This is a genomic window from Burkholderia sp. BCC0097, from assembly GCF_902832985.1.
In the GTDB taxonomy this organism is placed as follows: domain Bacteria; phylum Pseudomonadota; class Gammaproteobacteria; order Burkholderiales; family Burkholderiaceae; genus Burkholderia; species Burkholderia orbicola.
The window spans coordinates 586,728-613,045 of sequence record NZ_CADFDM010000003.1 but is presented as its reverse complement, the minus strand read 5'-3'; the positions used below and the strand labels follow the sequence as shown (position 1 = coordinate 613,045).

At 66.2% G+C, this 26,318-nt stretch carries 31 protein-coding genes, 1 tRNA gene and 1 riboswitch; of the genes, 15 read left to right on the top strand and 17 right to left on the bottom strand.

Annotated features, from left to right (window positions below; all coding sequences use genetic code 11):
- Positions 1–33 precede the first annotated feature (33 nt).
- The 3 genes from cysC to HWX07_RS12585 form a co-directional block, all read right to left on the bottom strand.
- Positions 34–597, bottom strand: coding sequence for an adenylyl-sulfate kinase (gene cysC / locus HWX07_RS12595; RefSeq protein ID WP_054927404.1), 564 nt, complete (start codon positions 595–597; stop codon positions 34–36).
- A gap of 734 nt (positions 598–1,331) precedes the next feature.
- Positions 1,332–2,165, bottom strand: a complete 834-nt coding sequence (locus tag HWX07_RS12590) for a class II glutamine amidotransferase (protein WP_011544669.1) — start codon at positions 2,163–2,165, stop codon at positions 1,332–1,334.
- A gap of 201 nt (positions 2,166–2,366) precedes the next feature.
- Positions 2,367–2,696 (bottom strand): carboxymuconolactone decarboxylase family protein, encoded by a 330-nt coding sequence (locus HWX07_RS12585; protein ID WP_006484989.1) that lies wholly within the window; start codon positions 2,694–2,696, stop codon positions 2,367–2,369.
- A 129-nt stretch (positions 2,697–2,825) separates the two neighbouring features.
- Between HWX07_RS12585 and HWX07_RS12580 the strand changes: the two genes are divergently transcribed.
- The gene (locus HWX07_RS12580; RefSeq protein ID WP_124633166.1) at positions 2,826–3,773 is read left to right on the top strand and encodes an AraC family transcriptional regulator; all 948 of its coding nucleotides are present in this window, start codon (positions 2,826–2,828) and stop codon (positions 3,771–3,773) included.
- Positions 3,774–3,876: 103 nt separating this feature from the next.
- Positions 3,877–4,320 (top strand): inner membrane protein YiaA, encoded by a 444-nt coding sequence (gene yiaA, locus HWX07_RS12575; protein ID WP_175683935.1) that lies wholly within the window; start codon positions 3,877–3,879, stop codon positions 4,318–4,320.
- Between the two features lie 332 nt (positions 4,321–4,652).
- On the opposite strand, the gene HWX07_RS12570 is transcribed toward yiaA, so the two are convergent.
- The 9 genes from HWX07_RS12570 to HWX07_RS12530 all read right to left on the bottom strand — a co-directional run bounded on the left by HWX07_RS12570 (position 4,653) and on the right by HWX07_RS12530 (position 11,237).
- Positions 4,653–4,729, bottom strand: a tRNA-Lys gene (locus tag HWX07_RS12570).
- A gap of 111 nt (positions 4,730–4,840) precedes the next feature.
- On the bottom strand, positions 4,841–5,590 hold the full coding sequence (gene ybgF, locus HWX07_RS12565) for a tol-pal system protein YbgF (RefSeq protein WP_175756266.1): 750 nt from the start codon (positions 5,588–5,590) through the stop codon (positions 4,841–4,843).
- Positions 5,591–5,609: 19 nt separating this feature from the next.
- A complete protein-coding gene (gene pal / locus HWX07_RS12560; protein ID WP_006484980.1) occupies positions 5,610–6,122 on the bottom strand; it encodes a peptidoglycan-associated lipoprotein Pal in 513 nt (170 codons plus the stop codon).
- Between the two features lie 17 nt (positions 6,123–6,139).
- Positions 6,140–7,435 (bottom strand): Tol-Pal system beta propeller repeat protein TolB, encoded by a 1,296-nt coding sequence (gene tolB, locus HWX07_RS12555; protein ID WP_059574261.1) that lies wholly within the window; start codon positions 7,433–7,435, stop codon positions 6,140–6,142.
- Positions 7,436–7,544: 109 nt separating this feature from the next.
- Positions 7,545–8,618: a cell envelope integrity protein TolA gene (gene tolA, locus HWX07_RS12550; RefSeq protein ID WP_175876458.1), complete on the bottom strand. Its 1,074-nt coding sequence runs from the start codon at positions 8,616–8,618 to the stop codon at positions 7,545–7,547.
- On the bottom strand, positions 8,615–9,064 hold the full coding sequence (gene tolR, locus HWX07_RS12545) for a protein TolR (protein WP_006484943.1): 450 nt from the start codon (positions 9,062–9,064) through the stop codon (positions 8,615–8,617). Before tolR ends, tolA begins: the two co-directional genes overlap by 4 nt.
- 10 nt (positions 9,065–9,074) lie before the next feature.
- A complete protein-coding gene (gene tolQ, locus HWX07_RS12540; protein ID WP_006476795.1) occupies positions 9,075–9,752 on the bottom strand; it encodes a protein TolQ in 678 nt (225 codons plus the stop codon).
- 144 nt (positions 9,753–9,896) lie between these two features.
- Entirely contained in the window at positions 9,897–10,382 is a 486-nt protein-coding gene (gene ybgC / locus HWX07_RS12535; protein ID WP_053525121.1) for a tol-pal system-associated acyl-CoA thioesterase, read from the bottom strand.
- 108 nt (positions 10,383–10,490) lie between these two features.
- On the bottom strand, positions 10,491–11,237 hold the full coding sequence (locus HWX07_RS12530; protein ID WP_175876457.1) for an SDR family NAD(P)-dependent oxidoreductase: 747 nt from the start codon (positions 11,235–11,237) through the stop codon (positions 10,491–10,493).
- Positions 11,238–11,417: 180 nt separating this feature from the next.
- Positions 11,418–11,518, top strand: a riboswitch (ZMP/ZTP riboswitch).
- Between the two features lie 137 nt (positions 11,519–11,655).
- On the opposite strand from HWX07_RS12530, the gene glyA reads away from it, so the two are divergent.
- The 7 genes from glyA to HWX07_RS12495 all read left to right on the top strand — a co-directional run bounded on the left by glyA (position 11,656) and on the right by HWX07_RS12495 (position 16,447).
- Positions 11,656–12,903: a serine hydroxymethyltransferase gene (gene glyA / locus HWX07_RS12525; protein WP_011544684.1), complete on the top strand. Its 1,248-nt coding sequence runs from the start codon at positions 11,656–11,658 to the stop codon at positions 12,901–12,903.
- Positions 12,904–12,909: 6 nt separating this feature from the next.
- The gene (gene nrdR, locus HWX07_RS12520; RefSeq protein WP_011694173.1) at positions 12,910–13,389 is read left to right on the top strand and encodes a transcriptional regulator NrdR; all 480 of its coding nucleotides are present in this window, start codon (positions 12,910–12,912) and stop codon (positions 13,387–13,389) included.
- A 153-nt stretch (positions 13,390–13,542) separates the two neighbouring features.
- Positions 13,543–14,106, top strand: a complete 564-nt coding sequence (locus tag HWX07_RS12515; protein WP_175876456.1) for a GspH/FimT family pseudopilin — start codon at positions 13,543–13,545, stop codon at positions 14,104–14,106.
- Positions 14,103–14,510, top strand: coding sequence for a hypothetical protein (locus HWX07_RS12510; protein WP_175876455.1), 408 nt, complete (start codon positions 14,103–14,105; stop codon positions 14,508–14,510). The genes HWX07_RS12515 and HWX07_RS12510 overlap by 4 nt, the downstream gene beginning before the upstream one ends.
- Entirely contained in the window at positions 14,500–15,333 is an 834-nt protein-coding gene (locus HWX07_RS12505; protein WP_175876454.1) for a PilW family protein, read from the top strand. Before HWX07_RS12510 ends, HWX07_RS12505 begins: the two co-directional genes overlap by 11 nt.
- 143 nt (positions 15,334–15,476) lie before the next feature.
- Positions 15,477–16,004 carry a pilus assembly protein gene (locus HWX07_RS12500; RefSeq protein WP_175876453.1) on the top strand — a complete coding sequence of 176 codons (528 nt, stop codon included), beginning with the start codon at positions 15,477–15,479 and terminating at the stop codon, positions 16,002–16,004.
- On the top strand, positions 16,001–16,447 hold the full coding sequence (locus tag HWX07_RS12495) for a type IV pilin protein (RefSeq protein ID WP_175876452.1): 447 nt from the start codon (positions 16,001–16,003) through the stop codon (positions 16,445–16,447). The genes HWX07_RS12500 and HWX07_RS12495 overlap by 4 nt, the downstream gene beginning before the upstream one ends.
- 52 nt (positions 16,448–16,499) lie before the next feature.
- Here HWX07_RS12495 and HWX07_RS12490 read toward each other — a convergent pair whose 3' ends face one another.
- The 3 genes from HWX07_RS12490 to HWX07_RS12480 form a co-directional block, all read right to left on the bottom strand.
- Positions 16,500–16,943 carry a DUF3318 domain-containing protein gene (locus HWX07_RS12490; RefSeq protein ID WP_175876451.1) on the bottom strand — a complete coding sequence of 148 codons (444 nt, stop codon included), beginning with the start codon at positions 16,941–16,943 and terminating at the stop codon, positions 16,500–16,502.
- Between the two features lie 43 nt (positions 16,944–16,986).
- Entirely contained in the window at positions 16,987–17,376 is a 390-nt protein-coding gene (locus tag HWX07_RS12485) for a phage holin family protein (protein WP_069616657.1), read from the bottom strand.
- A 118-nt stretch (positions 17,377–17,494) separates the two neighbouring features.
- Complete coding sequence (locus HWX07_RS12480) at positions 17,495–17,797, bottom strand: YqjD family protein (protein ID WP_006494044.1); 303 nt, start codon at positions 17,795–17,797, stop codon at positions 17,495–17,497.
- Between the two features lie 318 nt (positions 17,798–18,115).
- Between HWX07_RS12480 and HWX07_RS12475 the strand changes: the two genes are divergently transcribed.
- Entirely contained in the window at positions 18,116–18,754 is a 639-nt protein-coding gene (locus HWX07_RS12475; protein ID WP_006476788.1) for a peroxiredoxin, read from the top strand.
- Positions 18,755–18,871: 117 nt separating this feature from the next.
- Here the strand turns inward: HWX07_RS12475 and HWX07_RS12470 are convergent, their stop codons facing one another.
- The gene (locus HWX07_RS12470) at positions 18,872–20,059 is read right to left on the bottom strand and encodes an acyl-CoA dehydrogenase (protein WP_175808549.1); all 1,188 of its coding nucleotides are present in this window, start codon (positions 20,057–20,059) and stop codon (positions 18,872–18,874) included.
- 273 nt (positions 20,060–20,332) lie between these two features.
- Here HWX07_RS12470 and HWX07_RS12465 point away from each other — a divergent pair, with 273 nt between their 5' ends.
- Entirely contained in the window at positions 20,333–21,124 is a 792-nt protein-coding gene (locus tag HWX07_RS12465; protein ID WP_027807486.1) for an IclR family transcriptional regulator, read from the top strand.
- Between the two features lie 151 nt (positions 21,125–21,275).
- Positions 21,276–21,686, top strand: coding sequence for a GFA family protein (locus HWX07_RS12460; protein WP_012327986.1), 411 nt, complete (start codon positions 21,276–21,278; stop codon positions 21,684–21,686).
- Between the two features lie 190 nt (positions 21,687–21,876).
- On the opposite strand, the gene HWX07_RS12455 is transcribed toward HWX07_RS12460, so the two are convergent.
- Complete coding sequence (locus tag HWX07_RS12455) at positions 21,877–22,680, bottom strand: EAL domain-containing protein (RefSeq protein ID WP_006476784.1); 804 nt, start codon at positions 22,678–22,680, stop codon at positions 21,877–21,879.
- 356 nt (positions 22,681–23,036) lie between these two features.
- Here HWX07_RS12455 and HWX07_RS12450 point away from each other — a divergent pair, with 356 nt between their 5' ends.
- From HWX07_RS12450 to HWX07_RS12440, 3 genes are read left to right on the top strand one after another with little or no spacing between them, the layout of a single operon-like run.
- On the top strand, positions 23,037–24,698 hold the full coding sequence (locus HWX07_RS12450; RefSeq protein WP_175876450.1) for an FAD-dependent oxidoreductase: 1,662 nt from the start codon (positions 23,037–23,039) through the stop codon (positions 24,696–24,698).
- Between the two features lie 28 nt (positions 24,699–24,726).
- Complete coding sequence (locus HWX07_RS12445; protein ID WP_175876449.1) at positions 24,727–24,957, top strand: DUF2783 domain-containing protein; 231 nt, start codon at positions 24,727–24,729, stop codon at positions 24,955–24,957.
- A complete protein-coding gene (locus tag HWX07_RS12440) occupies positions 24,954–26,312 on the top strand; it encodes an MFS transporter (protein ID WP_175876448.1) in 1,359 nt (452 codons plus the stop codon). The genes HWX07_RS12445 and HWX07_RS12440 overlap by 4 nt, the downstream gene beginning before the upstream one ends.
- Positions 26,313–26,318: the final 6 nt, after the last annotated feature.

The following is a 26,318-nucleotide window of genomic DNA, read 5'->3' as shown; positions in this document are numbered from 1 at the left end:
GCGGATGAGCCGGTGGCCGCGCCAGTATCGGTATCAGCCGTTCAACGGCAATTTCTGCATGATTGCGTGCACGCATTCCATCGGGCTGGCTGCGCCCGTGCGCACGTGCACGTCGGGCAATACCGGTTTTTCATAGGTCGATTCGATGCCGGTGAACTGCCGAATGGCCCCTTGCCTTGCTAGCGCATACAGCCCCTTGGGGTCGCGCGCTTCCGCCACATCCAGCGCAACGTCGACAAAGACTTCGAAAAACATGCCCGCCGGGAAACGCGCGCGCGCTTTGGCGCGCGCTTCCAGAAACGGCGAGATCAGCGCAACGATGACGACGAGCCCGGCATCCACCATCAGGCGCGCGACCTCGGCAGTCCGACGAATATTCTCGTGGCGGTCTGCGTCGCTGAATCCAAGATCCTGATTCAATCCTTCGCGAAGCAGGTCGCCGTCCAGCACAAAAGTCCGCAGGCCGCGCGCATCGAGTTGTTCCTTCAGCAGGTTCGACAGCGTCGATTTACCGGCACCGGAGACGCCGGTGAGCCATACCGCGAAGGCATGGTCCTGCTTCATGCTGGAAAGCACGGATTGATTACCCGTCAGCATGACAGGGAGGGAATTTTGGAGATCTTGAGTCATCTCGGATTCGATGTGCCGGTAACTGCGTCGTACTTTTTTGTGATGCGGATTCATCCGTCGGCGGATTGTAACGTGCCTTTTCTAAATTTGTAACTTGAATATTTTAATCAGGAATAAGCGCTCGCCTTCGTGTGGCACGACGTGGTTCGGCCTCCCTCTGCCCGGTAATGATTGCCGATTCGTCGTAATAATTTGAAATGAGCAGGTGTCGGCGCCGAGGTAAAAGGCGCGTACAATCTCCGCCCCGTTTCATGGCCCCCGAGTTTGGGTATGTTGTGGCCGGGCCCGATGCCATGAGGGAAGCGGGAATCGCTTGCGTCGGAATCGTTAGAAGAATGGCGACGGTCGCCCGTCGACGTGTGGCCGAATCGCTCGGCACATATGTCGTCGACCGTGTTTCGATTATCGCCCCCGTTCCTCGCGGGTATGAAATCGCAAGAGTATTAATTTTTTATTCGGCGAACACGGAGAGGGAGCGCGTGCGGGGCTCGCTTCGTGATGACGCTCTGTCGCTCATTATCGAATGGGGATTATTCGATGCGTGCTGGCCGATTATCTTTGTCGGGCGACGATTGGCATCCCTTCTGATTGCATCGGTAGTCCCAAGCGTCGCTCCTTAAAACCGGATCGCCGCAATTGTCTTATCGCGTGGAAGTATCCGGTGCCCTGAATATGCTCGCTTTCTTCAGGACTGCCGCATGTCACTTGTGCCGCGGCCCGAACGGCCGCTGCTGCACATCGGCGCCATGCGCGACGATCGCCATGCCCTCCGGCACTTCCTCCCACGCGCCGCGCAGGTCGACGAGCGGCTCCGACACGACCATGAACGCATCATCGCCGGCTTCGGCGATACGCGGGTTATGCGGATACAGCTCGTGCAGATGCTTGAACGACGTGCTGTGAAACAGCGAGCGCGATTGCCGTTCGCTCGAGTAACGCACCGCGACGATCCGTTCGCCATCGGTCGCGCAGATCGTCATGTTGAGCGGATCGGCGACGCGATGCCGCGCGGCGGTTTCCTCGACCACGCCGACCATCCGTTCGAGCGCCGGCAGCGGCGCCTGCTCGAGACCGTACGTCAGCGCAAGGCGGAACATCAGCTCGGAATCGGTCGAGCCTTCGAGCGTCGGGAACAGCGCCGGGTCGACCTTCATCGTCAGGTCGCGGCGCAGCTTGTGGAAGTCGCGGATCAGCCCGTTGTGCGCGAATAGCCAGCGGCCGTGGCGGAACGGGTGGCAGTTGGTTTCCTGCACGGGCGTGTCGGTCGCCGCGCGGATGTGTGCGATGAACATCCGCGAGCGGATCGCACGCGCGGCTTCGCGCAGGTTGCGGTCGTTCCATGCGGGATGCACGGAGCGATAGCGGAACGGGAGTTCGTCGGGATGCCCGTACCAGCCGATGCCGAAGCCGTCGCCGTTGGTGGTCGTGGCGCCCAGCTCCGAATGCAGGCTCTGGTCGATCAGCGAATGCTTCGCGCGGAACAGCACGGTTTCCAGATGGATCGGATTACCCGTATAGGCGAGCCAGCGGCACATGGAGCGCTCCTTCACGATGTATCGTTCGCGCATGGTAGCCGACTCCGCGACGTCGCCGCGTCCGGGCGGCTCAGCCACAATCGTCATACGTGGCGGCCGCCTCCGCGCGATACGCGACCGCGCGACCATGTGGCTCTCGGCGCCATGCAATGCAGCAGTTCGGTGCGGTGCGGCACGTGGACCGTGCCGCACCGTGCCGGCTCAGTCGCCGAGCGCGTCCATCACACGCGCCGAATAGACGAGCGCCGCGCCCGCATTCAACGCGATCGCGACGCCGAGCGCCTCCGCCACTTCCTCCTTGGTCGCGCCATGCTTGGCCGCTTCGGCCGTATGCACGGCGATACAGCCGTCGCAGCGCGTCGTGACGGCCACCGCGAGCGCGATCAGCTCACGGGTTTTCGCGTCGAGATGGCCGGTCTTGGCGCCCGCGCCGGACAGCGCCTTGTAGCCGGCCAGCGTATCGGGCGACAGCTTGGCGATGTCGCCGATACGGGTCGAGAGTTCCTTCCGGTATTCGTTCCAGTTCAGCATGATGCGTCCTTGTCGAGAAGAGTGAGGAGGGCGGCGGGTGCCGCGATCTCGGGCGATGCAAGGCTATTCTGATCGCTCGCGCTGAGGGTTTCGATACGCTAGAGTGTCAATTTTTAGCGTAATCGTCTCATGGATGCATTGAGCCAACTGCTGTCGCTGGGCCGCAGCCATGTCGAGCTCGACGTGCGCTGCCTGCTCGACGGTCCGTTCGCGATGCCGCACGACCCGCTGCCGCCCGGCGAGGCGGCGTTCCATCTGGTGCTGGCCGGCGCCTGCCGGCTGCGTGCCGCCGACGGGCGCACGCTGCAACTCGCCGAGGGCGATTTCGTGCTGCTGCCCGCAGGCGGTGCGCATGATCTGCTCCACGTAGCGGGCGGCCAGTCGAAGCCGCTCGTGCCGCTGCGCGATTCGCATGCCGGCGACGGCGCGGTGCTGCCGGTCAAGTCGAATCTCGATCCGGCCGAACCGGGCGGCGCGAGCGTGGATCTGCTCTGCGGACGGTTCGTCTATGCGCGCGGCGCGGGCGAACTGCTGATGCGTACACTGCCGCAGGTGTTGCACGTCGGGTTGCGCGACACCTCGGGGGCCGCGCCGCTGCAATTGCTGACGAGTGTGCTGCGTACCGAGGCGTCGAACGTGCAGCCGGGTGCCGGCGCGATCGTGAATGCGCTCGGGCAGGCGCTGCTGGCGTATGCGCTGCGCGCGTACGGTCGCGGTGCGCGCGTACCGTCCGGCTGGCTCGCGCTTGCGGCCGATGCGCGGCTGGGCCCGTCGGTCCAGGCCGTGCTGCAGGCGCCGGCGCAACCGTGGACGGTCGAATCGCTCGGCGCCGAGGCAGCGATGTCGCGCGCGACCTACGCGCGACATTTCCGCGAGAAAGCCGGCATGAGTGTCGGCGCGTTCGTCGCGCAGATCCGGATGATGCATGCGTGCGCGCTGCTGCAGGACACGCAGCGCGGGCAGGCGGAAATCGGGCAGGCAGTCGGTTACCAGTCCGAGGCCGCGTTCGGCAAGGCGTTTCGCGCGGTGCTGGGCACGACGCCGGGGCGTTGGCGGCGCGCGCGGCGCGAAACGTGAGCGTGCAAGCACGCCTGCCGTGACGCGGGCCAAAGCTGCTACCATGCGCAAAACGCAGTTCAACGAAAACGATTTCGAACAACAAGAAAGAGAGGGCAAAGCAATGAACCAGACCACCATCCAGCAACCGTCGTTCGCGTTCGTGGCCGCGTCGTGGGCCGCGCTGCTCGCCGGTTTCGCGGCATTCCTGATCGGGCTGTGGAACGCCGGCATGCAACTCAACGAGAAGGGCTACTACTTCACCGTGCTGGTGTTCGGCCTCTACGCGGCGATCTCGCTGCAGAAGAGCGTGCGCGACCGCGCGGAAGGTATTTCCGTCACCGGCATCTACTACGGCCTCAGCTGGGTGGCGCTGCTGCTGTCGATCGCGCTGCTGATCGTCGGCCTCTTCAACGCGACGCTGCAATTGAGCGAGAAGGGCTTTTACGCGATGTCGTTCGTGCTCGCGCTGTTCGGCTCGGTCGCCGTGCAGAAGAACACGCGCGACTTGCAGAACGCGAAGCCTCGCTATACCGACGCCGATTCCGCGCCGTCGATCCAGGAGTGACGGCCCGCGAGGCGGGCGCCCGCTGAGGGCGCCCGTTGCGCGATGAGGTTCGCAGTGCCTGCATTCGCCGGCGTGCCGTCCTGTCGTTTAGTCCATGCCGTTGCGCATGACGATGGAGATATTCCGGATGCCGAACTTCACTGACAGCGCGGCGCCGACGCGTACGGCGATCTGCTCGTTGAAGTCGGCGATGAATGAATCATTGGACTGCGCGTACCGGGCGCGCTTTCATCGACGCGCGCACTGGTGTCAGAGAAGGGTTCCCGATGCGACCCGGCCACAGACGCAAAAAAGCCTCCGCGAGGGAGGCTTTTTGCACTATCGAAGATAGTTGGTAGGGTGGGAGGGACTCGAACCCTCGACTCTCTGATTAAAAGTCAGATACTCTAACCAACTGAGTTACCACCCCACGTTCTTGAAACTTGTTTTTGATTCGTTGCTTCAACAACTTGGGCAACGACCCAAAGAGCAAAAGATTATAGCGACGGGTTATAGGACTGTCAACAACCCGTCACGATAATTATTTGATCGTTTCGAGCTTGCCCTGCGCCGTCTGCGCTGCGTTCGATCCGGCGTACTGCGACACGACCTGCTCGAACGTTTTCTTCGCGGCCGCCTTCTGGCCTTGCTCGAGCTGGTTCGTGCCGATCGCCACGAGGGCGTCGGCCGCGCGCGGGTGTTGCGGGAACTTGCTGACGATCCCTTGCCACGTGGCGGTCGAGCCGCGGTAGTCGCGCAGCGCGTATTGCGCGTTGCCGTACCAGTACTGCGCGGTCGGCTGATAGGGGCTCTGCGGATACTTCGCGATGAACGCGCGGAACGAAGCCGCGGCCGCCTTGAAGTTGCCGTTGCGGAACTGCTGCTGCGCCGCGCTGAGCGCATCCGTTTCACCCGGCTGCACGGTGCCTTCGACACCATCGATCGTCGCCTGCTGCGGCTCGAACTTCTTGAGCCGCGTGTCGAGATCCTGGTAGTACTCCTTCTGCTGCCGCTCGAGCGTCGTCAGCCGGTTCGTCAGATCCTCGTTCTCGCCGCGCAGCGTCGCGACCTGCTGGTTCAGCTGGTCGATACGGCCGGATTGATCGAGGATCGTACGCTGGGCGGCCGACAACTGGCTCGACAGGTTGTCGCTCTTGCTGCGCAGATCGAGCACGGCACGGCGCGCTTCGTTGTCGTCGAACATGCCGGCGTGCGCCGGCGCGGCCGACCACGCCGCGCCGGCGACGCAGAATGCTGCGGTAACGCGCAGCCAGGTTAAACGGTGCGTCATACGGCGATTCTTCCGTTACTTACTGTTGGTAGACGAGGTCGGCGCGACGGTTCTGCGCCCACGATGCTTCGTCGTGACCCGTTGCCTGCGGCTTTTCCTTGCCGAGGCTCACGGCTTCCATTTGCGAGTCGTTCACGCCGAGCAGTGCCATCGCACGGCGGACGGCTTCCGCACGCTTCTGGCCCAGCGCGAGGTTGTACTCGCTCGTGCCGCGTTCGTCGGTGTTGCCCTGGATCAGCACGTGGCGCTGCGGGTGGCTCTTCAGGTACTGCGCGTGCTGCTGCATCAACGGCTGGTACTCGTCCTTCACCGAATAGCTGTCGAAGTCGAAGTAGATGCTGCGCTTCGCGAGCGGGCTGTTCGGATCGTTCAGCGGATCGACGTTCACTTGCGCGACGTTGTCGGCGCTCGGCTGCGTGCTGACTGCGCCCGCGTTGTTTGCCTTGTCGTCGAGCTTCACGCCCGATTTGCACGCTGCGAGCGCGCTGATCATCATCACGGCCAGGGCCAGACGAGCTTTATTCGACATCATGGTTACTCTCCTTGTGGTCATTGCATGAAGGGCCCCCACGACGGCTCGCGAACGGAGCCGCCCTGGACGGACAGGATCTGCGGCGGCGCGCTGCCGTCGGAGGGCACTGCAGCCAGAACGTTGCGACCACCCGACTGGGTAGCGTACAGAAGGTACTGGCCGTTTGCCGCGAAGCTCGGCGATTCGTCGCGATTGGTATTCGTGATGGCGTTCGCCGCGCCAGTCTGCAGATCCTGAACGTACAGCTTGAAGCCCCCACCCGTGCGGGAGATGTAAGCGAGCAGCTTGCCGTCCGGGCTCACGCGCGGGCTCGTGTTGTAGCTGCCGGTGAAGGTCACGCGCTGCGCGGCACCGGCGCTTTCACCCTGGGCAGGCATCCGGTAGATCTGCGGCGCGCCGCCGCGGTCGCTCGTGAAGTAGATCCAGCGGCCGTCCGGCGAGTAGAACGGTTCGGTGTCGATCGAGCTGCTCTGCGTGAGACGGCGCAGGCCGCCACCGTTCGCGTTGACCGTATAGATTTGCGTATTGCCCGTCAGCGACAGCGCGACGGCCAGCGTGTTGCTGTCCGGCGACCACGCCGGTGCGCTGTTGTTGCCCTTCTGGTCGGAGACCATGTAGCGGCGGCCGGTCGGCAGGTCATGGATGTAGACGATCGGCTTCTTGCGCTCGAACGACACGTACGCGACCTTCGTGCCGCTCGGCGACCAGGCCGGCGAGATGATCGGTTCGGTGCTCGACAGCGCGATGCGCGCGTTCTGGCCGTCCGAATCGGAAATCTGCAGCTGGTAGCGGTTGCCGGTCTTGATCACGTACGACAGGCGCGTGGCGAACACGCCGCGCACGCCGAGCAGCTTCTGATAGATGTAATCGGCGATCTTGTGGCCGGCCGTGCGCAGCGTGGTGTCGGTGGCCGTCAGCGACAGGCCGCCGAGGCTTTGCTGCTTCACGGTGTCGTACAGGATGAAGTTGACCTTGTACTGACCGTTCGCGTCGCGGTTCACGCTGCCGGCGACGAACGCATTCGCGCCCTTGGCCTTCCATGCGCCGAGATCGACCGAGGCGGTCTCGGGCACGGGCGTGCTGCCCGCGTCGATGTTGGTGAATTTGCCGCTGCGCGCGAGGTCGGCGCGCACGATCGACGTGACCTGCTGCGGCAAGTTCGCCTCGTTCGTGAAGTTCGCGGTGGCAATGGGGAACTGGGTCGACCCGACACCGGTGATCAGCACGTTGACCTGGGCGTTAGCGGCGCTGCCCGCCGTGATCAGACACGAGGCCACAAGTGCCCTGAAACCTAGCTTTGTCATCAAACTCATGCTTCTTGCTTCCCGTATGGCTTGGATCGCTGCGCAACGGCAGAGACAGTAAAAATACCCGATTCGTTCCCATCTGACAGCGACGCCCGGAGTGTAAGCGCATTTCGTTTCACTCCGCCGCCTTGAAGGTAATCGTAATGTCAGACGGGGTACGACCGTTAGAATCGGGCGGCAACGGGACCGATGCGTGGATCGCACTGACCACGGCTTGATCCCACCCCGAATTCCCGCTCGAGCGGGAGACCGATGCGCTCAATACGTCACCGGACGGCGTGCACCGAATCTTGACGACGGTGGTCAGGCCGGCCCGCTCGCCGCCCCAAACGATGTTCGGCTTGACGCGACGGCGCACCTTGTCCGCATAGCCGGGCGTGGCGGCATTGCCGCCGGAGCCCGTACCCGTGCCGCTTTTCGCGAGACCTTCGCCGCCGCCTTCACCGGCGCCGGACAGGCCTTGCATCTGTGCGAGGCGCGCGCTGCGTTCGCGGTCGAGCTTCGCGTTCGCCGCCGCACTGGCCTTCGCGCGTGCCGCGGCCTCGGCTTTCGCCTTGGCCTGGGCTTCCGCCTTGGCCTGGGCTTCCGCCTTGGCCTTCGCAGCCGCGTCGGCCTTCGCCTTCGCCGCCTGCTGCGCTTCGAGCTGCGCCTGCTTTTGCTGCTGGAGTTTCTGCTGTTCGAGCTTCTGCTGCTCGGCGAGCTGCTGTTGCTTGAGCTTGTCGGCCTGTTTCTGTTTTTCGCGTTCCGCGGCCTTCTGGGCGGCGAGCGCGGCGGCCTGCTGCGCGGCGAGCTGTGCGCGCCGGGCTTCCTCTTCCTGCTGGGCCTTCAGTTGCTGCGCACGGCGCTGCTGCTCGAGCTGCGCTTCGCGCGCGGCCGCTTCCTGCTGCCGCTTCTTCTGCTGCAGCGCGATGTCGGCTTGCTCGTCGCGCACCGGGGCAGGGGGCGGCGCGACCTTCACGGGCGGCGCGGGCGTGACGACGGGCCGCGGCGCGGGGACGTCGGGCACTTCGGTCCACAGCTCGGCTTCGGCGCCGGCCGGCGTGCTGTTCTGCCACTGCACGCCGTGATAGAGGAACAGCGCGAGCAGCACGTGCATCAGCGCGGCGAGCGCGAACGCGCGCCACGTCCCGCGCTCGCGAGGAGGCTGGAGCGGGTAGGCGGATCTGCGCGTGGATTGCTGCCGGTTCATTGCGATTTGACGAGGAGGCCGACGCGCTTGACGCCGCGCGCCTTCAGATCGGACATCACGGTCATGACGGCATCGTACTGCACGGTCTTGTCGGCTGCGATCACGACCGGCTGGTCAGGGTGATCGGCCTGACGGGCCGAGATGAAGCTGTCGAGCTCGGCCTTCGTCATCGTGTCTTCCTGGGTCGCGCCCGAGTCGCCCTTGTACTTGACGCTCATCGTGCGGTCGGCCTTGATGTTGACGACGACGGGCGGCGTCTGCTCCTGCGGCGCGGCGTTGCCGACGGTCGGCAGGTTGATGATCGACGGGGCGACGAGCGGTGCGGTGACCATGAAGATCACGAGCAGCACCAGCATCACGTCGATGTACGGCACGACGTTGATGTCGGCCATCGCGCGGCGCGAGCGGCCGCCGCGCATGCTGGATCGGATGGGGCTTCCTGCCATGGCGCGCTCCTTACTGGGCCTGACGCTGCAGGATGTTCGAGAACTCTTCGATGAAGGTCTCGAAGCGGATCGCGAGGCGGTCGATGTCGTGCGCGTAGCGGTTGTACGCGACCACCGCCGGAATCGCGGCGAACAGGCCGATCGCTGTGGCGACGAGCGCCTCGGCGATGCCCGGCGCGACGTTCGCGAGCGTGGCCTGCTGCACGTTCGCGAGGCCGCGGAACGAGTTCATGATCCCCCAGACCGTGCCGAACAGACCGATGTACGGGCTGACCGAGCCGACCGACGCGAGGAATGCGAGGTTGGCTTCGAGCACGTCCATTTCACGCTGGAACGACGCGCGCATCGCGCGGCGCGCGCCATCGAGCACGAGGCCCGGATCGCTGAGGCGCTTTTCCTTCGCCTTCAGGAATTCGCGCATCCCCGATTCGAAGATCCGCTCGAGTGCGCCGATCGTGTGGCGGTTGTTGGCTGCGCTCTGGTACAGCGCCTGCAGGTCGCCGCCCGACCAGAAATCCTTCTCGAAGCGTTCGGTCTGGGCACGCGCGCGGCGGATCGCGAACCACTTGCGGAAGATGAAGGTCCACGACATCAGCGACAGCAGCAGCAGCAGTCCCATCACCGCCTGGGCCAGCACGCTCGCGTTGAGGACGAGGGAAATGATCGACAGGTCTTGAACAGTATTCATAGAGGTTTGAGTAACGTCCCTTCGGGGGTGCCCGGCAAGGGCGTCCGGCGTGCGTGCGGCGCGGCGCGCCGGCCATGCCTGACGCCGAACCTTGCTTAGTATCGAATCAGAACGGCAAGTTCATAGGCTTTGTCTAAACGGGGCTCATGCGCGCTTCGTTGACAAACCAGTCTGCCCGGCGTCGATGACGGGCCCGCGTTGCAACGCGTCGAGCACGACCGGCGGGATGGCCGCGGGCCGGATGCCGTGGCGGTCGACGCAGCCGAGGCGGATATGCCCGGCCACGAGCAGTGTGTCGCCACACCAGGCTTCCTGCGTGAATTCCACCGAGGCGCGGCCGATGCGTCCGGGCCGGCTCGTGATCGTCAGCGTGTCGTCGAGTCGCGCCGGCGCGCGGTAGTCGAGCGACGTGCTGCGCACGATGAAGATCGCACCGGTGTCGTCGGCGAGCCGACGCTGGTCGACGCCGCATGCACGGAGCCACTCGGTGCGGGCGCGCTCGAAGAACTTCAGGTAGTTGGCATAGAAGACGATGCCGCCTGCATCGGTATCCTCGTAGTACACGCGCACCGGCCAGGTAAAGCCGGACGGCGCTTCCGGGGAGCGGGTAGGCTGAGTCATGGCGCGCATTCTACCGGAAGGCAAAGGCCCGATTCGTAACCGATTCGTAACGGAATGTAGTGCGTCGTAGCACACCGCAGGCCGGCCGGAGGCGGGCCCGCGGCTGCGGGCGACGGGTCAGCCGCGATGGATCGTGAGGCCGGCCGGGGCTTGCGCGACCGGCATCATTTCGATCGTATTGATGTTGACGTGCGCGGGGCGCGTGGCGATCCAGTAGATCGTATCCGCGATGTCCTCGGCCGTGAGCGGCTGGACGTTCTGGTAGACGTTCGCCGCCTTTGCATCGTCGCCGCGGAAGCGGACGTTCGAGAATTCCGTGCCGCCGCACAGGCCCGGTTCGATGTCGGTGACGCGCAACGGCGTGCCGATCAGGTCGGTGCGCAGGTTCAGGCTGAATTGTCTGACGAAAGCCTTGGTCGCGCCGTATACGTTTCCGCCCGGATACGGATAGGTGCCGGCCACCGAGCCCAGATTGAAGATATGGCCGCGGCCGCGCGCGATCATGCCCGGCAGCAACGCGTGCGTGACGGTCACGAGGCCCGAGCAGTTCGTGTCGATCATCGTCTGCCACTCGTCGAGGCTCGCCTTCTGGGCCGGCTCGACGCCGAGCGCGAGGCCGGCGTTGTTGACGAGCACGTCGAGCGCCGCGAATTCGGCGGGAAGGGCGGCCGGCACGGCTTCGACGGCCGCGCGGTCGCGCACGTCGAGCTCGAACGGCAGCAGCGCGTCGCCGAGTTCGGCCGCGAGCGCATCGAGGCGATCCTTGCGGCGTGCAGTGGCGACGACTCGATGGCCGCCCTTGACGAAGGCACGGGCGATGGCGGCGCCGAAGCCGGCGGACGCACCTGTGACGAACACGATCATTGCTGCTCCTGGTCGGTAACGGAATAGCGGGTGGAATCCCGCAAGCCTACTGAGAATGCCGCACCGCGGCAAGACGGCAAAGCGTGTCGGCACGGGCGCGTAGAGTCTGGCCCTTATTGTTTGAGGCGCCCTGTCGTGCGGTTGCCTATTCATGACGCATCCAATACACTAATGCGCTCATCACCCCTGCGTGACTGGCGATAGAACCCTCAGGGTTCAAGGTGGAGCATCCCACCGTGAAGCGCGGGGCGCCGTTTTTGCCGTTCGCCTGGGCAGCCGTTGTGCGCCGTCGCGTGCATCGCCGGTGGCTGTCCTGCCTCGCGTCATACGGATTCTTCCGCCACGTCGAGCTGGTCTCGCCAGCAGCGCACCGTACTCGGCCACTCCGGTCAACCTGTACACACTTAACGGAAACCGTATGTTTGACAGAGCCCAAAGCACCATCGCGAACGTCGATCCCGAAATCTTTGCAGCGATCGAGCAGGAAAACCGCCGCCAGGAAGATCACATCGAGCTGATTGCGTCGGAAAACTACACGAGCCCGGCCGTGATGGCCGCGCAGGGCTCGCAGCTCACGAACAAGTACGCGGAAGGGTATCCGGGCAAGCGCTACTACGGCGGTTGCGAGTACGTCGACGTGGTCGAGCAACTGGCGATCGATCGTGTGAAGCAACTGTTCGGTGCGGAAGCGGCGAACGTGCAGCCGAACTCGGGTTCGCAGGCGAACCAGGGCGTGTTCTTCGCGATGCTCAAGCCGGGCGACACGATCATGGGCATGAGCCTCGCGCATGGTGGCCACCTGACGCACGGCTCGCCGGTGAACATGTCGGGCAAGTGGTTCAACGTGGTGAGCTACGGCCTGAACGAAAACGAAGACATCGACTACGAAGCGGCCGAGAAGCTCGCGCAGGAACACAAGCCGAAGCTGATCGTCGCGGGCGCGTCGGCGTTTGCGCTGAAGATCGATTTCGAGCGTCTGGCGAAGATCGCGAAGTCGGTGGGCGCGTATCTGATGGTCGACATGGCGCACTACGCTGGCCTGATCGCGGCGGGTGTGTACCCGAACCCGGTGCCGCACGCGGATTTCGTGACGACGACGACGCACAAGAGCCTGCGCGGCCCGCGCGGCGGCGTGATCCTGATGAAGGCCGAGTACGAGAAGCCGATCAACTCGGCGATCTTCCCGGGCATCCAGGGCGGCCCGCTGATGCACGTGATCGCGGCGAAGGCGGTGGCGTTCAAGGAAGCGCTGTCGCCGGAGTTCAAGGAATATCAGCAGAAGGTGGTCGAGAACGCACGCGTGCTGGCCGAAACGCTGGTCAAGCGCGGGCTGCGGATCGTGTCGGGCCGCACCGAAAGCCACGTGATGCTGGTCGACCTGCGCGCGAAGAACATCACGGGCAAGGCAGCGGAAGCGGCGCTCGGCGCGGCGCACATCACGGTGAACAAGAATGCGATCCCGAACGATCCGGAAAAGCCGTTCGTGACGAGCGGTGTGCGCCTGGGTTCGCCGGCGATGACGACGCGCGGCTTCGGGCCGGCGGAGGCCGAGCAGGTGGGCAACCTGATCGCCGACGTGCTGGAGAACCCGGAAGACGCAGCGACGATCGAGCGCGTGCGCGCGCAGGTCGCCGAGCTGACCAAGCGTTTCCCGGTCTATCGCTGATCGCCGATGCGCTGCCCGTTCTGCCGGCATGACGACACGCAGGTCGTCGACTCGCGCGTGTCCGAAGATGGCGCCGCGATTCGCCGGCGCCGTCGCTGCTCGGCTTGCGACAAGCGCTTCACGACGTACGAGCGGGTCGAACTGAACCTGCCGGCCGTCGTGAAGAAGGACGGCAGCCGCACGGAATTCGACCGTCGCAAGATCGTCGCCAGCATGCAACTCGCGCTGCGCAAGCGGCCGGTTGCCGCCGACGCGATCGACGCGGCGGTCGCCCGTATCGAGTATCAACTGCTCGCGACTGGCGAGCGCGAAGTGCGTAGCGAGAAGCTGGGCGAACTCGTGATGAACGAGTTGCGCGGCCTCGATACGATCGCCTATGTCCGCTTCGCATCGGTATATCGCCGGTTCGAGGACGTTTCCGAATTTGCCGACGTGATCGAAGAGTTCCGTCGCGCCTCTCCCGCCAAGACCCCACGTAAGCGCTGACGCGCTGCGTTCGTTCATCGTCTGCCCCGTTGGTTCGATTCGCGCCGATTGTGTCGGTTGCGATCGCATGTCGCCAGTCGGCCGTTCGGCAAATGGCGCCCGTCCGCACGCGCCGCTACAGTCATCGCATCACCGTGGCGGAGGACGATTGCGATGGAACGGGGCGTTCAACCCTTGAAGCATGTGCTGCAACGACCGGGCGGATTCACGCTCGTCGAGCTGATGGTCGCCATGTCACTGGTGGCGGGGCTCGCGCTCTATGCGGTGCCCACCTTCGACCAGTGGCGTATGCGCGAACGCGTGGATGCCCGCTCGCGGGCGCTGCTCGGGGCGCTGTCGTTTGCGCGTACCGAGGCAACGCGTCTCGGCGCGCGCGTCACGCTGTGTCGCGCCGGGCGTGACGGCGCATGCCTGCGTGCCGGTGAGCGATGCGATCCGGCCGAATGGTCGTGCGAGTGGATTGTCAGCGGGCAGGTCAACGGGCAGTCGCGTGTGCTGCGGCGCTATCCGCGCGATGCCGACGTGGCCGTCGCAGGTGCCGCGCACGAGCTGACGTTTGCTCCGCCGGTCGGTCAGTCGATCGGCGGAATCCGGCGTTTCGAACTGCATCCACGGCGCAGCGTGTCCAGCGCCGACGATGCGCGCGCGTCGCGTTGCGTCCGGATTGCGGCGGGCGGCCGCGCACGGCTGGTCGCCGGCCGCTGCGACGCGGCGTGATCGCCGTGCGCAGTGCCATGCGCGGCACGTCGCTGATCGAGGCGACGCTGGCCATCGCGTTGCTCGCTACCGTGATGCTGGCCGTGGTCGGCAGCCAGCTCACGATGGCGCGTGTGCAGCGCACGACGATCTGGCGCGAACGCGCGCTGTGGCTGGCCGATGCACGTATCGAGCGTCTGCATGCCGCCGCGGCCGATGACGGCCTCGTAGCGCTGGCGGCTGCATCGTTGCCGGGCGGCGCGATGACGCTCGATGGCGGGCCGGGGGGTATCCGTTACGTGGTCGTCGGCTGGCGTGGCGGCAATCAGGGTGCGTCGCCGGGCTGCGGTGCGACGGGGACGTCGATGCAGCCGCCATCGTGTGTCCGGATGCCCTTTCGGGATAGCGCCGTCGATGAACGCTGATCGCCGTACGCGTGGCCATACGCTGCTCGAAGTGCTGATTGCGATGACCGTCGGGCTTCTCGTGCTCGCAGCGGCCGGTGCGCTGTACCACGCGCAACGTATTGCGCAGCGTCGCGCGGAAGACGGGTTCAGGATGCGCGACGCCGCCGCGACCGCGCTGATGCTGATCGGCCAGCAGATCCAGATGGCAGGATTCCGGCCGCTCGATGCCGAAGCGGCTTCGTCGTTGCCGCCGGTGTTCGGCTGTTCGGCGGCGCGCGTGCGCGGTAGTGGCGCACAGGTGCGCTGCGAGCCTGCGCGTCTGTCGTCGGATGCGGTGCTGGTCAGGTATGTCGGCGATTCCGTCTCGACGTGGGCGACGGTGAGCGGCCAGGTGTCGGACTGCCTCGGGCAGGGTGTCGGCGTGCCGGGCGAACCGGCGCCGGTGGAGAATCGCTTCGATGCGCATGTCAGCCCGTCGACGGGCGAGCCCGAACTGTACTGCGAGGGAAGCGGCCGTCCGGGTACGCCGCAGCCTATCGTGGCGGGAATCGATCAGTTGCGCATGCGCTATTTGCGTCGCGGCACCATGCAATTCGTCGACGCCGAGGCGATACGTGCCGACGACTGGCGCGATGTCGTCGCCGTGCATGTCTGCGTGCGGGCGCGCGGCGAACCGATGCGCGAACCGACGCGGCAAATCGACTGCGACGGCCGCGTCGCCGTTGCACCGGACGGCCGCGCACGGTTGACGCTCGATCGCATCATCGCGTTGCGGAACGTCGCGCTCGCATCCGATGTTGCGTTGCTCGATGCGACTCAAGCACGCGAGGGGGCGCGATGACTGAAGCAGCGCAGTACGCGCGAGACGACATCTCCCGACGCGTGACGGCACGGCACGGCCATGAGCGCATCGTCGCCAATGATGACGACCCGCAGCAGACCGCATGTGCCGGCGTTCCGGCGGCGGGTCCCCGCGAGCCACGCATGCATTTCCGACCTGCTCGCCGCGCGTGGCGTCGCGACGCAGGTCTTGCCTTGCCTGCGGTGATCGCGGTCGGCGCAGCAGTCGCGGCACTGACCGGCACATGGTTCGACGCCGCATTGACGGAGTCGCGCCGTACCCGCGCGTTGTCGGATCGGTTGATCGCGTTCCACGCGGCCGATGCCGCGCTGGCCGCGTGCACCGTACGATTGCTGCGCGGCTCGGCGCCGTATGTGAACGAAAGCGTATCGCACGCGGAGCCCGGCGCATGGCGACACATGCCGCCGCTGGCGGTTGCCGAAGCGTTCGCGCCATTCGCCGAATGGCCGATGGCCGCGCAGCCGCCGCGATGCCTAATCGAGGCGTGGCGGCGTCCGGCACGGCAGGCCGGCGACCGCGCTTACCTGGTCACCGCGCGTGGCGTCGGCGCGCACGCGTCGAGCGCCGTCTGGCTGCAACATCAGGTCGTAATACGCGACGGTCATATCGTCGAGTTGCGCTGGCGTCGTGTCGCGGCGGTACTCCGATGAACGGCCGCCTGCCCCGGTGCCGCTCGGCCGGATTCACGCTGATCGAGCTGATGATCGTGCTCGCGATCGTCGCCGTGCTGGCCGGGTGGGGGATCCCGTCGTATCGAGAACATGTCGTTCGGGTTCACCGTGCGTCGGCGGTGTCTGCGCTGTACCGTGCGGCCCAATATCTTGAAACGCTGGACGGTGCGCCGCCTGCGGCGTTGCCGGACGCGTTCGCGCAGGCGCCGCCGGACGGGCATGCCGTGTATCGATTGACGCTCGGGCGGCCGGATGGCGACGGTTCACCGGTGAGCTATGAACTGGCGGCGACGCCGCTCGACACCGGTCCGATGCGCGACGATGCATGCGGCACGTTCACGTTGCGCTCGGACGGGACGAAAGGCAACGCAGGAAGCGATGGCGCCGACGAACCGGGCGCTGTCTGCTGGGGCGTGCGCTAAGTGCGCAAGGAAGGCGCGCAGCGGCGCATGGCCGTGCGCGGGATGTTGACGGTCAGTCGTCATGTGCGTCGAGCCCGCGTTCGTCGCGAGACTGCTTCCAGATCCGGTAGACCTCCCATGCGGCGAAGCCGAGCGTGCCCCACTTCAACGCAGGGCCCGCGCTCGCACGCAGCAGCGAGCGAACGGGTTTCGCAAGCACGAGCGACGCGAGCGAGCTCAACATTGGATACTGGTTGACGAGCTGGCCGAGGCTTGCGTTCAGGTTCTTGGCTGACTGGCCGAACCTGCTGGTCGACAGCCCGGGGATGAACACCTTGAGCCAGCTGAAGCGCGTGACGGCCTGACGCATTTCGGCGGCGGCTTCCGCGAGTTCGAGCCGCTCGACTTCGGATCGCAGGATCAGCAATTCCTTGCGGAGCGCGCGATGCTGCGACGCACTCCAGTTCGATCGCGACGAAGGGGAGCGGGAGGGATTGCCCGTGATGTTCTGGCTCATGGCGCGTCGGCGAAGTAGGTGGGAGGGATGAGCGCGAAGGCGTTCACGGCTTGCCGCGGAACAGGTCGCGATCTTTCTCGAGCTCGGCGAGCGTCGCCTCGAACACGGTCGGCGCGTCGCGCAGGCCCGAGCGCGCCTTCAGCGCGCATGCGATGCCGCCAATGGCATACAGCGCGGTGATCGCGGCGAGCGCCTGCCAGCGGTAGGTATCCCAGAACGCGATCGCGATCAGCACGGTCAGGCTGATGAGCGCCATCGTCGCGAGCATCATCGCGGCGAGTCCGAGGAACAGCACGCCCATCAGGCGCTCCTTCTCCTCGGCAAGCTCGATGCCCACCAGTTCGAGGCGCGTCTGCAGAAGGCCGATGGCGGAGCCGACGAGGCGGCGCAGCGGTCCTTGACCGGACGGCTGCGAGGGGGTGTCTGTCGTCATGGGTGAGGTGCTTGCGCGTGCAGTAAGCAGCTAGGACAAAGCCGGCCGGCGCGGGCCGGCAGGCTTCGACGCCCGCAGGCCGCAACGCGGCCTGCGGGACGAAACAGCGCAGAGCGCGTTACTTGCGGTTGATCAGCAGGCCGATCAGCACGCCGACGCCGGCGGCCACGCCGATCGACGTCCACGGATGCTCGTGCACGTAGTCGTCGGTCGCGCGTGCAGCCTTCTTGCCTTTCTCGACCACCACGACCTGGACGTCGGCTGCCTTTTCCTTGGCCTGCTTCAGGCGCGACATGGCTTTCTCGCGCAGCTCGGCCGCACGGTCGCCCGTGCTGCTCGCCGCTTGCTTGAGCAGGTCTTCGGCGTCCGAGAGAACGGTTTTGATATCCGACATCAGTTTCTCCTTGTTGATTTCCGACATTGCAACTCCCTTCGTGCTGTCATGCTGCAGGTTCACATCGTAGCGAAACCCCTGCCTGCTGGCGAGCCGGGAAGACACACGGCGGCAGCGCAAGACTGCATGGTAAACGACTTGTAATCATGAACAGAGCGGCAAACGGGTTGAAAAGTTTCCACCGCGAGCTTCCGTCCTGCCATGACGCCGGGTAAAAATGACAAAAAAGTATGAATATCAAACGGAATAATCGTTCGCACGACCCATTGCTTCCCGTAAGCTGATGGACTGCCCCGCGCTGTCCAGCGCGCGGTTTCAACCAGCATCGTTCGAGGAGGGAACATCATGAGTCTGCGTCTTGGCGACATCGCACCGGATTTCGAGCAGGAATCGAGCCTGGGCACCATCAAGTTTCACGAGTGGCTCGGCAACAGCTGGGGCGTCCTGTTCTCCCATCCGGCCGACTACACGCCGGTGTGCACGACCGAACTCGGGCTGACCTCGAAACTGAAGGGCGAATTCGAGAAACGCAACGTGAAGGTGATCGCGCTGTCGGTCGACGGCGTCGAATCGCACAAGGGCTGGATCAACGACATCAACGAAACGCAGTCGACGGTCGTGGGCTTCCCGATCATCGCCGACGCGGATCGCAAGGTGTCGCAGCTGTACGACATGATTCACCCGAACGCGAACGAAACGCTGACGGTGCGTTCGCTGTTCGTGATCGACCCGAACAAGAAGGTGCGGCTCACGATCACCTATCCGGCCAGCACGGGGCGCAACTTCGACGAAGTGCTGCGCGTGATCGATTCGCTGCAACTGACCGATAATTACAAGGTCGCGACGCCCGGCAACTGGAAGGACGGCGACGATGTCGTGATCGTGCCGTCGCTGCAGGATCCGGAAGAGCTGAAGAAGCGCTTCCCGAAGGGCTTCAACGCGGTGCGTCCGTATCTGCGCCTGACGCCGCAGCCGAACAAGTAAGCATCGGCGGCCCGCGGCCGCGGCTGCGATGAAAAAAGCCCGCTCGGCAGTCATGCCGAGCGGGCTTTTGCTTGGGCGGCGTGCACGGCATCGCTGCCGCGCGTCATGGCCGGATCATCAGAAGAATGCCTGGATGCCCGTCTGCGCGCGGCCGAGGATCAGCGCGTGGATGTCGTGCGTGCCTTCGTACGTGTTGACCACTTCGAGGTTCACGAGGTGGCGCGCGACGCCGAATTCGTCGGAGATGCCGTTGCCGCCGAGCATGTCGCGCGCGAGGCGGGCGATGTCGAGCGCCTTGCCGCACGAATTGCGCTTCATGATTGACGTGATCTCGACGGCGGCCGTGCCTTCGTCCTTCATCCGGCCGAGGCGCAGCACGCCTTGCAGGCCGAGCGTGATTTCGGTCTGCATGTCGGCGAGCTTCTTCTGGATCAACTGGTTCGCGGCGAGCGGCCGGCCGAACTGCTGGCGGTCGAGCACGTACTGACGCGCGGTGTGCCAGCAGGACTCGGCGGCGCCGAGCGCGCCCCACGCGATCCCGTAGCGCGCCGAGTTCAGGCAGGTGAACGGGCCGCGCAGGCCGCTCACGTTCGGCATCAGGTTCTCTTCGGGCACGAACACCTCGTCGAGGACGATTTCGCCGGTGATCGATGCGCGCAGCCCGACCTTGCCGTGGATCGCCGGCGCCGACAGGCCTTTCCAGCCCTTCTCGAGGATGAAGCCGCGGATCGCGTCCTTGCCGTTCTCTTCCAGCTTGGCCCATACGACGAACACGTCGGCGATCGGCGAGTTGGTGATCCACATCTTCGCGCCGGACAGCGCGTAGCCGCCCGGCACCTTCTTCGCGCGCGTGACCATGCTGCCCGGATCGGAGCCGTGGTTCGGCTCGGTCAGGCCGAAGCAGCCGATCCATTCGCCGGTCGCGAGCTTCGGCAGGTATTTCTGCTTCTGCGCGTCGGAGCCGAATTCGAAGATCGGCACCATCACGAGCGACGACTGCACGGACATCATCGACCGGTAACCGGAATCGACGCGCTCGACTTCGCGCGCGATCAGCCCGTAGCTCACGTAGTTGAGGCCGGGGCCGCCGTATTCCTCGGGAATCGTCGGGCCGAGCAGGCCGAGCTCGCCCATCTCGCGAAAGATGGCCGCGTCGGTGCGTTCGTGGCGGAACGCTTCGGTGACGCGCGGCGCGAGCTTGTCCTGTGCGTACGCCTGCGCGGCATCGCGGACCATTCGCTCTTCTTCGGTCAGTTGCTGGTCGAGCAGCAGCGGATCGTCCCAATGAAAAGTTGCAGCACTCATCGTCTCATCTCCTGTCGGCCCGAGTTGGCGCTTCAGCGCTTACTCGGGCCCCATGCTTCGCGGTCGGCCAGAGTGGGCGCTTCAGCGCCGACTCGGGCCCCATGCTTTACGGTCGGTTGGAGCTGGCGCTTCGACGCCGGCCCCGAGCCCGTGCTTTCAGTCGGGCAGAAGTCGCGCTTCAGCGCTTGCTCCGGGCTGATGCCTGAAGTTCGCTTGACTTGCGTTCCGCTGTGCGGAACAATGTTTTGCAAATCGACCTCAGTGTAGCACCGGATGACACTTTCAACCATCGACGACACCACGATCGACGAGCGCAAGTTCGTCGTCGCGCTCGCGCGCGGGCTCGACCTGCTGCGCGCCTTCCGGCCCGGCGAGACGATGCTGGGCAATCGCGATTTCGCGGAACGCACGGGGCTGCCGAAGGCGACGGTGAACCGGCTGGCCTATACGCTGACCGTACTCGGCTATCTGCGCTACGACGAGACGCTCGGCAAGTATGCGCTGGACGCGGGCGTACTGTCGCTCGGCTACGCGCTGCTGTCGGGCTCTGGCACGATCGATCTCGCGCGGCCGCACATGCAGGCGCTCGCCCGCGAGATCGGCGCGGCCGTGTCGCTCGGCTGCCGCGACGGGCTCGACATGATCTATCTGGAGACGATCCGCAGCGAGACCGCGCTGACGCTCGGGCTCGCGCCCGGTTCGCGGCTGTCGATGCTGACGAGCTCGATGGGGCGCGCGTATCTGGCCGTGCAGCCGGAGGACGTGCGCCGCGCGCTCTATGCCGAACTGCACCGCGCGGCCGGCGGCGCGGCCGACGCCGATGCGCTCGTCGCCGCCGCGCAGCAGGCGGTGGCCGAATTCTCGGCGGGCGGTTGCTGCTATTCGTTCCGCGCGTGGCACGCTGATGTGAACGCGGCGGCCGTGCCGTTTCGCGAGCCGCGCGAGGGGCGCTGGCTGATCCTGAGCTGCAGCGGCCCGGCGTCGTCGATGGACGAAGACGTGTTTCGCACGCAGGTCGGGCCGCAACTGAAGGCGCTCGCGCAGCGGCTCGGGCAGACGGTCTGAGCGCGACGAGCGCGCGGGCGTTGCCGTCGCGCGGCAACCGATCCGTGTGTGACGGATGTGGGCGCAGAGGCAATGCGCCGTCGTTGCGTATTGCGCGACGGGCGAACCGCGCTCATCATCGTTCGCCTGCTTCCCGACGACGAGGTCTGCGATGGCGCACCCCGAACCGATGGAAGGCGGATGCGCGTGCGGCGCGATCCGCTACCGTATCGCCGGCGTTCCCACCGACGCCGGCTTCTGCCACTGCCGGCTCTGCCAGCGCACGACCGGCGCGGCGGTCGTCGCATCGGCATCGGTGCCGATCGACGCATTCGAATATTTGCGGGGCGAACCGACCGTCTACGCGTCGAGCGCATGGGGCGAGCGGCGCTTCTGCGGCCGTTGCGGCGCGCAGCTCGAATACCGGCGCTCTGACGCGCCGCGGACGGTCGAGATCAATTACGCGACGCTCGACGAGCCGTCGCGGCTGCGTCCGGCTTGGCACGTCTGGTACGGCGATCGTTTCCCGGGCATCGAGATCGACGACGATCTACCGAAGTACGACGACGGCGGCACAGAATAGCCGGCACATCGGCGCCGATGCGCCAGTGCCGGGCTCGCGCGCAAGCGCGTTCGACTTTTCTGCGAGAACGAAAGAGGAACCGGCCGACGTCGAGCGACGCGTGTACTGAAACCCGATTCCCGAGGCAACCCGACACCGGCATCCGCCATCCGGCGCGCCGCGCTCCGCGTGCGCTTCTCCCGCCGATCGCTCAGGCCGTCACCACCTTCGCGAACACCGGCCCCTGCATGAACCGCACGTCGTGCTGGCGCAGCAGCTCGCACTGCGTCTCGTCGACCACGCCGTCGAAGATCAGTGGAATCCGCACGCGCTGCGCGTAGGCGACGAGCGCCTTGACCATCCCGTCGCGCAATGCGATGCCCGCATCCATCTTGATGTAGTCGGGGCGCGCCATGTCCGATTCGACCGCGAGGATGCGGCCCGGGTCGGGCAGCTTGTCCGCGACCTTGAAGCCGTGATGCTGATAGCTGCGCGTCAGGTAGCCGAGGAACGTCTTGTGGGCGACCGCGACCGCCGGCAGCTCGATCACGATCCGCTCGGGCGGCAGTCCGAAGCGCTGCAGCACCGACGAGAAATGCTTGCCGTGGTCGTACTTCACGCTCTTGAGCAGCCGCTCGTGCACGCGCAGGAACAGCAGCCCGTGACGCTGCGCCCCGAAGAAATTGATCGCGTGCAGCGCGCGCGACAGGCGGTCGATCGCGACCAGCGTCTGGTCGTCGACGGCCGCGTCGACCGGGTCGTGCTGCGCGCCGGTGACGAGCGTGACGGCCTGGAAGCCGAGCTCGTCGCCGTAGCGCTCGATCGCGTCGGCGAACGACGTCGATTGCGGCGCGCCGGGCATCGTCACGTCGTAGATCGGCTCGTACGCGCTGGCGAGCGTGCGCTCGGGCAGATTCGCGCACGCGGTGCCGCCTTCGGCAAGCGCGAGGTGTTCCCGCAGATACGGCAGCTGCCCGGCACGGGTGACCAGCTCGGGGATGGTAGGCGGAATCATCGGCGTGAAAAGGAAAAATGGCGGCCGAAAGGGCCGCCTCGTTGACTTGATATTAGCAGCGCGCGCCGCGCTCGGCTTGGCGTTTCACTCATATGGTTATCCCGTCCCCGAGCGAACGCCTAGGGTTTACGTTGATTTCACTATTCGTAATTGGTTTTACTATTCGTAAATTCAGTATTTGTCGCCGATCAAGAAATGCGGCATGCGGGCGCCCCGAGACGGCGCCGTTTACGAATCAACAGGAAGCAAGGAGCGAGACGTGGCGGTTGTTGACAGGACAGGCGGGCAGGCGCGCCGCGAGGAGACGGACGGAGCGACGGGCGCGGCGGTGCGCGCACGGCGGGGTTGACGCGCGGATGGCGACCATGAGCATCGATTACCAGACGCTGAAGTTCGAGTACCGCGCCCGCGCGCACGACGCGGCCGTCCACCCGGTGATCGTCGTCGGCGCGGGCCCGGTGGGCCTGGCCGCCGCGATCGACCTCGCGCAGCAGGGCGTGCCGGTCGTGCTGCTCGACGACGACGACACGCTGTCGACCGGCTCGCGCGCGATCTGCTTCGCGAAGCGCACGCTCGAGATCTTCGACCGGCTCGGCTGCGGCGAGCGCTTCGTCGACAAGGGCGTGAGCTGGCACGTCGGCAAGGTGTTCCTGCAGGACGAACAGCTTTACGCGTTCGACCTGCTGCCCGAGGAGGGGCATGCGCGCCCCGCGTTCATCAACCTGCAGCAGTACTACGTCGAAGGCTATCTGGCCGATCGCGCGTTCGAGCTGCCGAACATCGACATCCGCTGGAAGCACAAGGTGACGGGCGTCGACCAGTCGGCCGAACACGCGGTGCTGACGATCGAGACGCCGGACGGCGTCGCGACGCTGCGCGCGCAGTACGTGATCGCGGCCGATGGCTCGCGCAGCCCGATGCGCACGATGATGGGTCTCGAAAGCCGCGGCCGCACGTTCAAGGACCGCTTCCTGATCGCCGACGTGAAGATGAAGGCGGAGTTTCCGACCGAGCGCTGGTTCTGGTTCGACCCGCCGTTTCACCGCAACCAGTCGGTGCTGCTGCACCGCCAGCCGGACAACGTGTGGCGTATCGACTTCCAGCTCGGCTGGGATGCCGACCCGGTCGCCGAGAAGCAGCCGGAGCGCGTGATCCCGCGCGTGCGTGCGCTGCTCGGCGCGGACGTCGAGTTCGAGCTCGAATGGGTGAGCGTCTATACGTTCCGCTGCCAGCGGATGGATACGTTCCGGCACGGCCGTGTGCTGTTCGCGGGCGATTCGGCGCACGGCGTGTCGCCGTTCGGCGCGCGCGGCGCGAACAGCGGCGTGCAGGACGCGGACAATCTCGCGTGGAAGCTGAAGCTGGTGCTCGACGGCCGCGCGCACGACCGCCTGCTCGACACCTATGCGAGCGAGCGCGAGTTCGCGGCCGACGAGAACATCCGCAACTCGACGCGCTCGACTGACTTCATCACGCCGAAGAGCGCGGTGTCGCGCGTGTTCCGCGACGCGACGCTGAAGCTCGCGCGCGACTGCGAGTTCGCACGCAAGCTGGTGAACAGCGGGCGCCTGTCGGTGCCGGCCGTGCTGACCGATTCGCCGCTCAACACGCCGGACCGCAACGGCGACACGTTTGCGTGCGCGATGTGGCCGGGCGCGGCGGCGGCCGATGCGCCGGTGCGTGCGCAGGGCGCGTCGGGCTGGCTGCTGCAGCATCTGCGCGGCGGCTTCACCGGGCTGCTGTTCGGATTGCCGGGCGATGCGGCCGCGCTCGCGCAGGCCGTCGACGGTCTCGCGCTGCCGGTGCGGCCGGTGCTCGTCGTGCCGGCCGGGCACGCGCAGCCGGCGGCCGGCGTCGACGTCGTGGAGGACGTCGACGGGCTCGCCGCGCAGCGCTACGACGCGCAGCCCGGCACGTTCTACCTGCTGCGGCCCGACCAGCACGTCTGCGCCCGCACGCGCACGCTCGACCGTCAGGCGATCGCCGACGCACTGGCGCGCGCGAGCTGCGCACGCTGAATACGACAAAGACACCGGAGACACCGTCATGCCCCCACTCGATACCCGCCCGCGCCTGACCGACCCCGATGCGTTCTACGAAGCGCTGATCGACATGCATCGCGACCTGTCGGATGCCGACAGCCAGCTCGTCAACGCGAAGCTGATCCTGTTGCTCGCGAACCAGGTCGGTGACGCCGACGTGCTGCGCGAAGCGATGGCGCTCGCGCGCCAGGGCGTGACACCGTCCGTGCATCCGGCCGCCGAGGTGGCGCGATGAGCGCGGCGGCCGATACGCGCGTGCTCGAAGTCGAGCGCGTGATCGACGAGACCCATCGCCAGGGTTTTCACTGGATGCTGCTCGCGCTGTGCGGGCTGTGTCTCGTGATCGACGGTTTCGATGCGCAGGCGATGGGCTACGTCGCGCCGAGCGTGATCGCCGAATGGGGTGTGCCGAAGCAGGCGCTCGGGCCCGTGTTCAGCGCGAGCCTGTTCGGGATGCTGCTCGGCGCGCTCGGGCTGTCGGTGCTGGCCGACCGGATCGGGCGGCGCCCGGTGCTGATCGGCTCGACGCTGTTCTTCGCGGTGACGATGCTCGCGACGCCGTTCGCGGGCTCGATTCCCGTGCTGATGGCGCTGCGCTTCGTCACGGGGCTCGGCCTCGGCTGCATCATGCCGAACGCGATGGCGCTGGTCGGCGAGTTCAGCCCGGCCGCGCATCGCGTGAAGCGGATGATGATCGTGTCGTGCGGCTTCACGCTCGGCGCGGCGCTCGGCGGCTTCATCAGCGCGGCGCTGATTCCGGCGCTCGGCTGGCGTTCGGTGTTCTTCGTCGGCGGCGCGGTGCCGCTCGTGCTGACGATCGCGATGGTCGCGCGGCTGCCGGAGTCGCTGCAGTTCCTGGTGCTGAAAGGGCGCGTCGCGCAGGCGCGCGACTGGCTCGCGCGGTTCGCGCCGGAAGCCGGCATCGATGCGGATACGCGGCTCGTCGTGCGCGAGCGCGCGGCGAGCGGCGCGCCGGTGGCCGAACTGTTCCGCCATGGCCGCCTGCCGGTCACGCTGCTGCTGTGGGCGATCAGCTTCATGAACCTGATCGATCTGTACTTCCTGTCGAACTGGCTGCCGACCGTGATGCGCGAAGCCGGCTATTCGCCGGGTACGGCGGTGATCGTCGGCACGGTGCTGCAGACGGGCGGCGTGATCGGCACGCTGTCACTCGGCTGGTTCATCGAACGTTACGGCTTCGTGCGCGTGCTGTTCGTCTGCTTCGCATGCGCGGCCATGTCGGTGGGACTGATCGGCTCGGTCGCGCATGCGCTGCCGTGGCTGCTGGTCGTCGTGTTCGCGGGCGGGTTCTGTGTGGTCGGCGGGCAGCCGGCCGTGAACGCGCTCGCGGGCCAGTATTACCCGACGTCGCTGCGCTCGACGGGCATCGGCTGGAGCCTCGGCATCGGCCGGATCGGCTCGGTGCTCGGGCCGCTCGTCGGCGGACAACTGATTGCGCTCAACTGGAGCAACGGCGCGCTGTTCCACGCGGCCGCGGTGCCCGTGCTGTGCTCGGCGCTGTTCGTGCTGGGCTTGGCCGGGGTCACGCGGCGCAGCGGCGCGCAGGCGCCGAACGCCGCCCTGAATTGATGGAGA

Bases quoted from the DNA above. Each gene is read 5' to 3' on its own strand.
- cysC (WP_054927404.1), bottom strand. From the start codon at position 597: ATGCTGACGGGTAATCAATCCGTGCTTTCCAGCATGAAGCAGGACCAT.
- HWX07_RS12590 (WP_011544669.1), bottom strand. From the start codon at position 2,165: ATGTGCCGCTGGCTCGCCTATACGGGTAATCCGATCCATCTGGAAACC.
- HWX07_RS12585 (WP_006484989.1), bottom strand. From the start codon at position 2,696: ATGCTGAACTGGAACGAATACCGGAAGGAACTCTCGACCCGTATCGGC.
- HWX07_RS12580 (WP_124633166.1), top strand. From the start codon at position 2,826: ATGGATGCATTGAGCCAACTGCTGTCGCTGGGCCGCAGCCATGTCGAG.
- yiaA (WP_175683935.1), top strand. From the start codon at position 3,877: ATGAACCAGACCACCATCCAGCAACCGTCGTTCGCGTTCGTGGCCGCG.
- ybgF (WP_175756266.1), bottom strand. From the start codon at position 5,590: ATGACGCACCGTTTAACCTGGCTGCGCGTTACCGCAGCATTCTGCGTC.
- pal (WP_006484980.1), bottom strand. From the start codon at position 6,122: ATGATGTCGAATAAAGCTCGTCTGGCCCTGGCCGTGATGATGATCAGC.
- tolB (WP_059574261.1), bottom strand. From the start codon at position 7,435: ATGAGTTTGATGACAAAGCTAGGTTTCAGGGCACTTGTGGCCTCGTGT.
- tolA (WP_175876458.1), bottom strand. From the start codon at position 8,618: ATGAACCGGCAGCAATCCACGCGCAGATCCGCCTACCCGCTCCAGCCT.
- tolR (WP_006484943.1), bottom strand. From the start codon at position 9,064: ATGGCAGGAAGCCCCATCCGATCCAGCATGCGCGGCGGCCGCTCGCGC.
- tolQ (WP_006476795.1), bottom strand. From the start codon at position 9,752: ATGAATACTGTTCAAGACCTGTCGATCATTTCCCTCGTCCTCAACGCG.
- ybgC (WP_053525121.1), bottom strand. From the start codon at position 10,382: ATGCGCGCCATGACTCAGCCTACCCGCTCCCCGGAAGCGCCGTCCGGC.
- HWX07_RS12530 (WP_175876457.1), bottom strand. From the start codon at position 11,237: ATGATCGTGTTCGTCACAGGTGCGTCCGCCGGCTTCGGCGCCGCCATC.
- glyA (WP_011544684.1), top strand. From the start codon at position 11,656: ATGTTTGACAGAGCCCAAAGCACCATCGCGAACGTCGATCCCGAAATC.
- nrdR (WP_011694173.1), top strand. From the start codon at position 12,910: ATGCGCTGCCCGTTCTGCCGGCATGACGACACGCAGGTCGTCGACTCG.
- HWX07_RS12515 (WP_175876456.1), top strand. From the start codon at position 13,543: ATGGAACGGGGCGTTCAACCCTTGAAGCATGTGCTGCAACGACCGGGC.
- HWX07_RS12505 (WP_175876454.1), top strand. From the start codon at position 14,500: ATGAACGCTGATCGCCGTACGCGTGGCCATACGCTGCTCGAAGTGCTG.
- HWX07_RS12500 (WP_175876453.1), top strand. From the start codon at position 15,477: ATGCATTTCCGACCTGCTCGCCGCGCGTGGCGTCGCGACGCAGGTCTT.
- HWX07_RS12495 (WP_175876452.1), top strand. From the start codon at position 16,001: ATGAACGGCCGCCTGCCCCGGTGCCGCTCGGCCGGATTCACGCTGATC.
- HWX07_RS12490 (WP_175876451.1), bottom strand. From the start codon at position 16,943: ATGAGCCAGAACATCACGGGCAATCCCTCCCGCTCCCCTTCGTCGCGA.
- HWX07_RS12485 (WP_069616657.1), bottom strand. From the start codon at position 17,376: ATGACGACAGACACCCCCTCGCAGCCGTCCGGTCAAGGACCGCTGCGC.
- HWX07_RS12480 (WP_006494044.1), bottom strand. From the start codon at position 17,797: ATGTCGGAAATCAACAAGGAGAAACTGATGTCGGATATCAAAACCGTT.
- HWX07_RS12475 (WP_006476788.1), top strand. From the start codon at position 18,116: ATGAGTCTGCGTCTTGGCGACATCGCACCGGATTTCGAGCAGGAATCG.
- HWX07_RS12470 (WP_175808549.1), bottom strand. From the start codon at position 20,059: ATGAGTGCTGCAACTTTTCATTGGGACGATCCGCTGCTGCTCGACCAG.
- HWX07_RS12465 (WP_027807486.1), top strand. From the start codon at position 20,333: ATGACACTTTCAACCATCGACGACACCACGATCGACGAGCGCAAGTTC.
- HWX07_RS12460 (WP_012327986.1), top strand. From the start codon at position 21,276: ATGGCGCACCCCGAACCGATGGAAGGCGGATGCGCGTGCGGCGCGATC.
- HWX07_RS12455 (WP_006476784.1), bottom strand. From the start codon at position 22,680: ATGATTCCGCCTACCATCCCCGAGCTGGTCACCCGTGCCGGGCAGCTG.
- HWX07_RS12450 (WP_175876450.1), top strand. From the start codon at position 23,037: ATGGCGACCATGAGCATCGATTACCAGACGCTGAAGTTCGAGTACCGC.
- HWX07_RS12445 (WP_175876449.1), top strand. From the start codon at position 24,727: ATGCCCCCACTCGATACCCGCCCGCGCCTGACCGACCCCGATGCGTTC.
- HWX07_RS12440 (WP_175876448.1), top strand. From the start codon at position 24,954: ATGAGCGCGGCGGCCGATACGCGCGTGCTCGAAGTCGAGCGCGTGATC.